Origin of the sequence: Planococcus koreensis, assembly GCF_004761975.1 — a bacterium.
Lineage (GTDB): Bacteria > Bacillota > Bacilli > Bacillales_A > Planococcaceae > Planococcus > Planococcus koreensis.
The window spans coordinates 1-8,630 of the sequence record NZ_RQII01000078.1 but is presented as its reverse complement, the minus strand read 5'-3'; the positions used below and the strand labels follow the sequence as shown (position 1 = coordinate 8,630).

The 8,630-nt window shown below is 46.2% G+C and carries 13 protein-coding genes and 1 pseudogene; 12 read left to right on the top strand and 2 right to left on the bottom strand.

The genetic code is table 11. From position 1 onward, the window contains the following. A pseudogene (locus tag EGV91_RS16745) lies at positions 1 to 197 on the bottom strand (LL-diaminopimelate aminotransferase); the annotation flags it as partial. An 87-nt stretch (positions 198 to 284) separates the two neighbouring features. On the opposite strand from EGV91_RS16745, the gene EGV91_RS16740 reads away from it, so the two are divergent. Beyond that, positions 285 to 1,070, top strand: a complete 786-nt coding sequence (locus EGV91_RS16740) for a carbon-nitrogen family hydrolase (RefSeq protein ID WP_135505751.1) — start codon at positions 285 to 287, stop codon at positions 1,068 to 1,070. An 80-nt stretch (positions 1,071 to 1,150) separates the two neighbouring features. On the opposite strand, the gene EGV91_RS16735 is transcribed toward EGV91_RS16740, so the two are convergent. After that, positions 1,151 to 1,756 (bottom strand): GNAT family N-acetyltransferase, encoded by a 606-nt coding sequence (locus EGV91_RS16735; RefSeq protein ID WP_135505749.1) that lies wholly within the window; start codon positions 1,754 to 1,756, stop codon positions 1,151 to 1,153. Positions 1,757 to 1,868: 112 nt separating this feature from the next. Here EGV91_RS16735 and EGV91_RS16730 point away from each other — a divergent pair, with 112 nt between their 5' ends. From EGV91_RS16730 to EGV91_RS16680, 11 genes are all read left to right on the top strand, one after another. Next, positions 1,869 to 2,321 carry an OsmC family protein gene (locus tag EGV91_RS16730; protein WP_135505747.1) on the top strand — a complete coding sequence of 151 codons (453 nt, stop codon included), beginning with the start codon at positions 1,869 to 1,871 and terminating at the stop codon, positions 2,319 to 2,321. An 81-nt stretch (positions 2,322 to 2,402) separates the two neighbouring features. Beyond that, positions 2,403 to 2,789 carry a DUF302 domain-containing protein gene (locus EGV91_RS16725; protein ID WP_135505745.1) on the top strand — a complete coding sequence of 129 codons (387 nt, stop codon included), beginning with the start codon at positions 2,403 to 2,405 and terminating at the stop codon, positions 2,787 to 2,789. A 138-nt stretch (positions 2,790 to 2,927) separates the two neighbouring features. Next, complete coding sequence (locus EGV91_RS16720; protein ID WP_135505743.1) at positions 2,928 to 3,188, top strand: metal-sensitive transcriptional regulator; 261 nt, start codon at positions 2,928 to 2,930, stop codon at positions 3,186 to 3,188. A 138-nt stretch (positions 3,189 to 3,326) separates the two neighbouring features. After that, positions 3,327 to 3,806, top strand: a complete 480-nt coding sequence (locus tag EGV91_RS16715) for a DsrE/DsrF/DrsH-like family protein (RefSeq protein ID WP_135505741.1) — start codon at positions 3,327 to 3,329, stop codon at positions 3,804 to 3,806. 38 nt (positions 3,807 to 3,844) lie between these two features. Then, positions 3,845 to 4,207, top strand: coding sequence for a rhodanese-like domain-containing protein (locus tag EGV91_RS16710; RefSeq protein ID WP_135505739.1), 363 nt, complete (start codon positions 3,845 to 3,847; stop codon positions 4,205 to 4,207). Positions 4,208 to 4,247: 40 nt separating this feature from the next. Beyond that, entirely contained in the window at positions 4,248 to 4,544 is a 297-nt protein-coding gene (locus EGV91_RS16705; protein ID WP_135505737.1) for a rhodanese-like domain-containing protein, read from the top strand. A gap of 49 nt (positions 4,545 to 4,593) precedes the next feature. Next, the gene (locus EGV91_RS16700) at positions 4,594 to 5,151 is read left to right on the top strand and encodes a sulfurtransferase TusA family protein (protein ID WP_135505735.1); all 558 of its coding nucleotides are present in this window, start codon (positions 4,594 to 4,596) and stop codon (positions 5,149 to 5,151) included. 159 nt (positions 5,152 to 5,310) lie between these two features. Beyond that, positions 5,311 to 5,706 (top strand): DsrE/DsrF/DrsH-like family protein, encoded by a 396-nt coding sequence (locus EGV91_RS16695; protein WP_135505733.1) that lies wholly within the window; start codon positions 5,311 to 5,313, stop codon positions 5,704 to 5,706. 50 nt (positions 5,707 to 5,756) lie between these two features. Beyond that, positions 5,757 to 6,878, top strand: coding sequence for an MBL fold metallo-hydrolase (locus tag EGV91_RS16690; RefSeq protein ID WP_135505731.1), 1,122 nt, complete (start codon positions 5,757 to 5,759; stop codon positions 6,876 to 6,878). A gap of 186 nt (positions 6,879 to 7,064) precedes the next feature. Beyond that, complete coding sequence (locus tag EGV91_RS16685) at positions 7,065 to 7,292, top strand: sulfurtransferase TusA family protein (protein ID WP_135505729.1); 228 nt, start codon at positions 7,065 to 7,067, stop codon at positions 7,290 to 7,292. Positions 7,293 to 7,353: 61 nt separating this feature from the next. Further along, positions 7,354 to 8,130 (top strand): sulfite exporter TauE/SafE family protein, encoded by a 777-nt coding sequence (locus tag EGV91_RS16680; protein WP_135505727.1) that lies wholly within the window; start codon positions 7,354 to 7,356, stop codon positions 8,128 to 8,130. Positions 8,131 to 8,630 lie beyond the last annotated feature (500 nt).

Here is an 8,630-nt window from a genome sequence, read left to right as displayed (position 1 = left end):
GGGGAATACCGATGATTTTGCGGGTCGGCAACCGCTTCTTGCATTTCTTTGACAATATGGGCAGGCGTCGGCTGGTCCGGATTGCCCTGCCCGAGGTTGATGATGTCGCGCCCTTGCAGCATCGCTTGTTTCGTACGGGATGCAAGTTTCGAAAAGAATTGGTCCGGCAATTGCTGCAGGCGGTTTGAAAATTCCATATAATAGTCCCTCATTTTCTAAATAATTGCACTTCTATTCCAAATCTTATAGAGTTTAACTTAACTTGTCTACTGGAGGAGAATGAAATGAAGATTGCGTGCGTACAGATGGATATCGCTTTTGGGGAGCCTGACGTGAATTTTGAAAAGGTGGAGGCTTATTTGAAAGAAGCTGCAGCGAACGGGGCAGAAACCATTGTCCTGCCGGAAATGTGGAATACAGGCTACGCGTTGACGGAATTGGAAACGCTGGCGGACGGCGATGGCCGGACGCTTAAATTTCTGCAGAATTTTGCGAAGCAGCATGGCGTCAATATCGTGGGAGGCTCCGTGTCCACTAAAAAACAGGATGGCTTCTACAACACGATGTATGTAGTGGATAAAAACGGCAGCCTGGTGTCGGAATATGACAAAGCCCACCGTTTCGGGTTGATGGATGAGCATATCCACCTGGAAGAAGGAGCAGGCCTCGGTACGTTCGAACTCGAGGGCACGGTTTGCGGCGGCGTCATCTGCTACGACATCCGTTTCCCCGAATGGATCCGGACGCAAGCGCTGAACGGGGCGAAAGTTATTTTCGTGCCGGCGGAATGGCCGGAAGCCCGCATTGACCATTGGCGCATTCTGCTGCAGGCGCGCGCTATTGAAAACCAATGCTTTATCGTCGCGGTGAACCGCATCGGCCGCGATCCGAAAAATGAATTCGGCGGCAGCTCGATGGTCATCGCGCCATGGGGAGAAATCCGTCTGGATATGGCTAAACAAGAGGGAATCGGCTACGCAGAGATCGAGTTGGCTGAAGTGGCAGAAGTTCGAAAACGCATACCGGTATTTGCAGACCGCCGGGAAAAGCTGTATATGAAATTCAAATGAACAAAAAAGAGGGGCTGTCCACTAAGTCGAATAACAGACTTAGTGGACAGCCCCTTTTTCTAATGTTGGGCAATGGAATACTATTGCTCTTGCATCGCTGCGTTAGCTTCGTCGCAAGGGGATGCAGGTATGGCTTTGACCATATGGTGAAATGGTTCTCCGATAATGGTCCACGGTTCGGAAATCGTATAGCCGAGCCTTTGGTATAGGCGGATGGCTGCTTCTTTTCCTGTATCGACATTCAGCGACAGCTTCCCGCCTCCTTCGGCTGAAACAACTTTTTCAGCGTGGCTCAATAATGCCGTGCCTATGCCTCTTCCTTGGAAAGCGGCATCAACCGATACGGTATCGATATACCATTCATCGAGATGGGCTTCCTTTTCAATCGTCCGATCATGACCGCTTTTTTTTAGCTCATCATACAAAAAGCGGTCAAGCGCTTCCGCTTCGCTGCCATGGTAAAGCACCAGCACACCGGCAATAGCATCTTGGACTTCCGCTATATACGTGAAGCGGTGACTATGGCGTGTGTGCTTGCCGCGCACCATATCACTGATTTTGGCCAGCACCAATTGCGGCTCTTGCTGTGCAGTCATGTGATTGGCGATGTCTCCGATGGCATTGACGATGAGCGGAGCTGCCGCTGTTCCATCCTCAGGCCGGGCTTGCCTTAGTGTGATATCCATTCTAGTTAGCTCCTTTTGCTTGCTTAATGCCTATGTGCACTGAAATAATAAAGAAATCGGATGAAATGATTTTATCTATATAATGACGTTACCATTAAAGGAGAGAAACTGCATGGCTTTACACAGTTTTCATTTAAAAGCGGATTGGCCGGGCTTGCGCAATGATGTCGGAGAAATCGAATCGGGGAATTTGAAGACGCAGATTTCCATACCGCCGGAAATGGACGGTCCCGGTGTCGGTACCAATCCGGATGAGATGCTGCTTGGAGCAGCCGCGACTTGCTACATCATTACACTGGCAGCAATGATGCAGCGCAGCAATTTGGAGAAAGAATCCCTGACAATGCAATCGGAAGGAATCGTAGAAGTGGAAAAAGGCGTGATCACTTATAAAAAAATCATTCATCGCCCGCAAGTGGTCTTGAAAACAGATGCCTCCGAAAAAGATATCGAACTGGCGCACCGGCTTGCGGAAAAAGCGGAATCTTCCTGCATGATCAGCCGAGCCATCAAAGGCAACGTCGAACTCGAGCTGCAGGCTGATATCCAGCCCTTTTCTATATAGTAGAAGCGAGTGGAATGTTTAAGCTGAATTATACCGGGTAGGGTAATGGGGAAGATCAAATTAGAAGAGGAGTGCTGCTACATGTTCAATTACACGGTGGAAACGGATAAAACGATGGACCAAGCAGTTCAGTCTTTAGAAGAAAAGCTGAAAGATGAGAAATTCGGTGTTTTATGGAATTTTGACTTAACGGCAAAACTGCAGGAAAAAGGTGAAGATTTCAGCACGCCGTATACCATTCTCGAAGTGTGCAACCCGAAAGAAGCGAACAAAGTGCTATCGTCTAACTTAATGATCGGCTATTTCCTGCCTTGTAAGATTGTTGTCTACGAAGAAGGCGGCAGCGTGAAAATCGGTATGCCAAAACCGACAGCGATGATTTCAATGGTAGAAGATCAGGATGTCCAAGCCATCGCTGAGGATATTGAAAAACGATTGATCAACGCAATCGACAACAGCATCCAGTAATCTAATAGAAGAGACAGGTGCGAACTCGACTGCTGCGAAAAAAATAGGATTCAAATGATTGACATTATACCCTAAGGGGTATAATATAAAGGGTATAAACAACACATCTCTTATATTTATTTCGAGGAGGAACGAAAGATGGCATACGATAAACGCATTGAAAATCGGCTGAAACGGATCGAAGGCCAATTGCGGGGCGTACTGAAAATGGTTGAAAATGATGGCGAATGCCGCGATGTAGTCATGCAGCTTTCCGCAATCAGAAGTGCTGTCGACCGCACAATCGGCGTGGTAGTCAGTGATAACCTGGAATCTTGCGTCCGCCAAAGCATTGAAAAAGGCGAAGGCACAGAAGCAGTCGTAAAAGAAGCAGTCGAATTATTAGTGAAAAGTAGATAAAAAAGTTTCCTGTTGACATAGAGAACTATATGCTTTAACATACCCTGTAGGGTATATGAAAAGTGCGGCGACACTTTAAAACGCTCTTTTTTTTGAAGAGAAAAATACCCCTACGGGTAAAAATATGGAGGCAATTAAATGACTGAAACTAAAAGAACGACCATCGTACTCTTCAGTGGGGATTACGACAAAGCAATGGCAGCTTACATTATCGCAAATGGTGCTGCAGCATACGACCACGAAGTGACGATTTTCCATACATTTTGGGGATTGAATGCATTGCGCAAAGAAAATCCGCCGGAACTGAAAAAAGGCAGACTGGAAACAATGTTCGCGAAAATGATGCCAAGAGGCGCTGATAAATTAGGGCTTTCAAATATGCATTTTGGCGGAATGGGACCGAAAATGATCAAGCAAGTCATGAAAAAGCACAACGCCATGACACTTCCTCAATTAATCGAGATGGCACAAGAGCAAGATATTAAAATGGTAGCTTGCACAATGACAATGGATCTTCTTGGGTTGGACAAATTGGAATTGCTTGATGAAATCGAATATGCGGGTGTAGCAGCATATCTTGGCGATGCAGAAGACGGCAACGTAAACTTATTCATCTAATTGGCTCGGCCAAACCGAATAGAGAGGGAATGATGAAAATGGATATTCTTTTATGGATTGTAGTCGGTGCAGTAGTTTTGTGGCTCGGATACCGTCTCACATCTCCGCAAAAAGGCGTGCAGTCGATTTCAACGGAAGAACTGAAATCCCAGCTCGGCAGCAAAAACAAACAATTCGTTGATGTACGGACGCCAGGCGAGTTTAAAGGAAACCATGTTAAAGGCTTCAAAAACATTCCATTGAACGACCTGCCGAAACGCATGGACGAATTATCGAAAGACAAAGAAGTGGTGGTTATGTGCCAAAGCGGAATGCGCAGCAGCAAAGCCAGCCAAATCTTGATAAAGAACGGCTTTGAAAAAGTTTTGAACGTACGAGGCGGAATGAGCAGCTACCGCTAAGGCGGAAGCTGTCTCTAAAAACGATAGAGGAGGAAAAAAGATGAAACAGATCTCACCAGAAGAAGTGCAAAACCTAGTGGAAACCAATCAGGAAGCGGCGATTATCGATGTCCGGGAACCTGCGGAAGTAGCGGCTGGAAAAATTCCGGGAGCTGTCAACATCCCTCTGGGCCTATTGGAGTTCCGTATGAATGAATTGGATAAAGCACAAGAATATATCATGGTCTGCCGTTCAGGCGGACGCAGCAGCCAAGCCACAAACTTCCTTGAGAACCAAGGATACAACGTCATCAACATGGACGGCGGAATGATGGCTTGGGAAGGCGCTACAGAATAATTCAAAATAAATGCGGCTTGGCCGCAGCGATATCATAGGAGGATAATTCATGATTCAAACTGAAAATGTATTAGATGCAAAAGGGCTTGCTTGCCCGATGCCGATCGTAAAAACAAAAAAAGTGATGAAAAACCTAGGTTCAGGCGAAGTGCTTGAAATTCAGGCAACTGATAAAGGTTCGACTGCTGATTTTCAAGCTTGGGCGAAGAGCTCAGGACACGAATACATCGGCACTGAAACAGAAGGCGACGTTTTGCGCCATTTCCTGCGCAAAGATGGGGCTGGTTCAAAAGAAGAAACAATCGCAATTCCTGAAATCTCTTTGGATGCGTTTAAAGACAAAGTTGAAAACGGTGAATCACTGACGATTCTTGACGTCCGTGAGCAGGATGAATTCGAAGAAGCGCATATTCCTGGCGCAATCCACATCCCGCTTGGCGAAGTGGAAAACCGCATGAACGAATTGCAGGCGCAAGATGAAATCCACATCATTTGCCATTCTGGCCGCAGAAGCGGAATTGCTGGCGAAATGATGGCGAAAAAAGGATTCGGCAAATTATTGAACGTAGTGCCGGGCATGCGCGACTGGACAGGCAAAACTGAATAATCCAGTCCGCAACATCTCTATAACTCCAACTAAAAAGTAATATTTTGAAAATCACGCCGGACGTTTTGGGCATTGCTTCATTAGCCCTTGACGCACCGTTGTTAAGAAATATCAATGTAATGGATCTTAAACTAGAACCTATTAAAAGGAGTTTGGAAAATGACTAAAAAAACAGCAATCATCGCCTCTAACGGCGGATTATTCGAAGCATATAAAGTATTCAACATCGCGACAGCTGCAGCTGCAACTGATCACGAAGTAGCTATTTTCTTCACGTTCGAAGGCTTGAACTTGATCCACAAAGAAGCGAACCAACAGCTTCCAATGCCAGAAGGCAAAGAACATTTCGCAGAAGGATTTGCAAACGCGAATGTCCCTGCGATTCCTGAACTGATTGAAATGGCAAAAGAACTTGATGTGAAATTCATCGGCTGCCAAATGACGATGGACGTTATGGGCCTTGAAAAAGAAGCATTTGTTGACGGCATTGAAGTAGGCGGAGCGGTAACTTTCCTTGATTTTGCACAAGACGCTGACGTAACGTTAACTTTCTAAGAAATGAATATTTTTTTACCTAAAATAATACCTATGGGGGTACTTGATCTATGGCTGTAAAAGCAATGGCTGCTGGTGAAGTAGCAAAAAAAGTAATCAATAACGAGCCTTTATTCATCCTGGATGTACGCAATGGCGATGCTTTTGCGGATTGGAAAATTGAAGGCGGCAATATCCAATATTTGAATATCCCTTATTTTGATTTATTGGACGGCGTCGAAGAAGTGGTTTCAGACCTGCCGACAGACAGAGATATTTTAGTTGTCTGCGCAAAAGAAGGTTCTTCCATCATGGTAGCGGAAATGCTGTCTGAAGAAGGCGTCCACTCGGCCTATCTTTCAGGAGGCATGAAAGCCTGGAGCGAACACTTGGAACCAGTAAAAGTCGGTGATTTGAAAAATGGCGGGGAATTGTATCAATTCGTCCGCATCGGAAAAGGCTGCTTGTCGTACATGGCCATTTCTGAAGGCGAAGCCGCTGTTATCGATGCAACACGCATGGCTGATATCTTCTTGGACTTCGCGCAAGAAAAAGGCGCTGTAATCAAGCACGTATTTGATACGCACCTTCACGCCGACCACATTTCCGGCGGCAGAACAATTGCTGAAGCAACAGGCGCAACGTATTACTTGCCGCCAGCTGATGCAGAAGAAGTTGTATTTGAATACCAGGCATTGGTGAACGGCCTGGAAGCGTCCATTGGCAGCACGAAAGTCGAAGCGCTGTATTCACCAGGACACACAATCGGTTCTACGTCATTCATCGTTGACGACCAATACTTGATGACGGGTGATATCCTGTTCATCGACTCAATCGGCCGTCCAGACCTTGCAGGGCTTGCAGAAGACTGGGTAGGCGATTTGCGCGAGTCGCTGTACAGCCGCTTCCAGGAATTAGCTGGAGAGCTTACAGTATTGCCGGCGCATTTCATGATCATCGAAGAATTAAACGAAGACGGCAGCGTTTCGAAAAAACTAGGCGAATTGTTCAAAGAGAACCACGGCTTGAACATCAGCGACGAACAGGAATTCCGTGACATGGTCACGAAAAACCTGCCGCCACAGCCGAACGCTTACCAAGACATCCGCAAAACGAATATGGGCAAAATCACACCAGATGAAGAAGTCCAGCGTGAAATGGAAATCGGACCGAACCGTTGTGCAGTCCGTTAAGTAACAATTTATAAAAGAAATTGATTTTAAAAGATTCTTCGGCACAATAAGATATGACTAGATGTGCAGCAAAATAATGGTAAAACCTAACTGCTCCTGCAGCGCAGCGATGAAGCAAGCGGGGTGGAAAGCGCAATTATTTTGCGGAACATCGACTAATAAAACAAACCCAAAGGAGAGAATATGATGAACGCAGATAAAGTATTAGACGCAAAAGGCTTGGCTTGCCCAATGCCGATCGTAAAAACAAGAAAAGAAATGAAAGCAATGGATTCAGGGCAAGTATTGGAAATCCTAGTAACTGACAAAGGTGCTAAAGCGGATTTGACTGCATGGGCAAAATCAGGAGGCCACGACCTTCTGGATCACCAAGTAGATGGCGACGTCCTTAAATTCTGGATTCAGAAAGGCTAAGAGTTTAAAGGAGGGGCGTCGGAAACGATGCCCTTTTCTCTTATGAAAAGGTGGGATTCAAATGAGTATTGATTTTATTATTGTCATTTTTCTGATTGGATTCGTCGGATCTTTCATTTCCGGAATGGTCGGGATTGGCGGCTCAATCATCAAATACCCGATGCTGTTGTATATACCGGTAATGCTTGGCTATACGGCATTCAGTGCGCATGAAGTTTCCGGAATCAGCGCGATTCAGGTGTTCTTTGCAACGATTGCCGGCGTATGGGCATACCGGGGCAGCGGTTATTTGAATAAAACCTTGATCACTTATATGGGTGGGGCTATCCTGATCGGGAGTTTCATCGGGGGTTATGGCTCGACGTTAATCTCTGAAGGGGCGATCAATTTCGTTTACGCGATTTTGGCGACGCTCGCGGTCATTATGATGTTCATCCCGAAAAAAGACTTGGATGATAAACCGGCTGATGCGGTGACATTCAATAAATGGCTGGCGGCCGGTTTGGCGTTTGCAGTCGGGATTGCAGCCGGCATCGTCGGCGCAGCGGGTGCATTCATCCTTGTGCCGATCATGCTAGTCGTTCTGAAGATACCGACACGCATGACGATTGCCACATCTCTTGCAATCACGTTCATCTCGTCAATCGGTTCAACAATCGGCAAGATTGCAACAGACCAGATTCTTTACGGTCCAGCGGCAGTCATGATTGTGGCTAGTATCATCGCAGCTCCAATCGGGGCGAAATTAGGCCAAAAAATGAATACGAAATATCTGCAATGGATTTTGGCGCTGTTGATTTTAGGGACAGCCATCAAAATTTGGTCGGATATTCTATAAAGAAGAATGGCACTGGAAATTATCCAGTGCCATTTCAGACTGTAGATAAAGTCTAATCAAAATGAATAACTGTGTATACCCCAACCGTTCTGGCCACTTCGCTTTCCGTGGGCTCAGCTTCAGCCTTCGCTGTCCCAAAGGTGTCTACGTGGCCAGACCGGTTGTTAGCATGTATTTCTTATTAAAGAGAGTAACTACCTCATCTACTTTTTCATAAGAAATCTCTCAAGGATTCGGAGCGCAATGCGGCGACTCCAGCGGAAGAACGGAGTGATGAGACCCCGCAGGAAAAACATTGGCCGCAGCTTGCGAGGCCAATGTTTTTGCGACGAAGCTAGCGCAGCGATGCAGGAGCAGCTCTTTTCCGGCGACGAGGAGGCTCAGCGCTTCGTCCGCGGAAACATACTAACATTAGTAGCACAAACCATGGCCATGGTTTGTGCTACTATTTTTTTGGGTTCTACACTAAATGTTGGGGTGTTCACACAATTTATCCCAAA

What these genes read in the sequence shown, in the direction of transcription:
- EGV91_RS16700 (WP_135505735.1), top strand. Translation starts at nt 4,594, where the DNA reads ATGATTCAAACTGAAAATGTATTAGATGCAAAAGGGCTTGCTTGCCCG.
- EGV91_RS16720 (WP_135505743.1), top strand. Translation starts at nt 2,928, where the DNA reads ATGGCATACGATAAACGCATTGAAAATCGGCTGAAACGGATCGAAGGC.
- EGV91_RS16725 (WP_135505745.1), top strand. Translation starts at nt 2,403, where the DNA reads ATGTTCAATTACACGGTGGAAACGGATAAAACGATGGACCAAGCAGTT.
- EGV91_RS16710 (WP_135505739.1), top strand. Translation starts at nt 3,845, where the DNA reads ATGGATATTCTTTTATGGATTGTAGTCGGTGCAGTAGTTTTGTGGCTC.
- EGV91_RS16685 (WP_135505729.1), top strand. Translation starts at nt 7,065, where the DNA reads ATGAACGCAGATAAAGTATTAGACGCAAAAGGCTTGGCTTGCCCAATG.
- EGV91_RS16690 (WP_135505731.1), top strand. Translation starts at nt 5,757, where the DNA reads ATGGCTGTAAAAGCAATGGCTGCTGGTGAAGTAGCAAAAAAAGTAATC.
- EGV91_RS16735 (WP_135505749.1), bottom strand. Translation starts at nt 1,756, where the DNA reads ATGGATATCACACTAAGGCAAGCCCGGCCTGAGGATGGAACAGCGGCA.
- EGV91_RS16680 (WP_135505727.1), top strand. Translation starts at nt 7,354, where the DNA reads ATGAGTATTGATTTTATTATTGTCATTTTTCTGATTGGATTCGTCGGA.
- EGV91_RS16740 (WP_135505751.1), top strand. Translation starts at nt 285, where the DNA reads ATGAAGATTGCGTGCGTACAGATGGATATCGCTTTTGGGGAGCCTGAC.
- EGV91_RS16730 (WP_135505747.1), top strand. Translation starts at nt 1,869, where the DNA reads ATGGCTTTACACAGTTTTCATTTAAAAGCGGATTGGCCGGGCTTGCGC.
- EGV91_RS16715 (WP_135505741.1), top strand. Translation starts at nt 3,327, where the DNA reads ATGACTGAAACTAAAAGAACGACCATCGTACTCTTCAGTGGGGATTAC.
- EGV91_RS16695 (WP_135505733.1), top strand. Translation starts at nt 5,311, where the DNA reads ATGACTAAAAAAACAGCAATCATCGCCTCTAACGGCGGATTATTCGAA.
- EGV91_RS16705 (WP_135505737.1), top strand. Translation starts at nt 4,248, where the DNA reads ATGAAACAGATCTCACCAGAAGAAGTGCAAAACCTAGTGGAAACCAAT.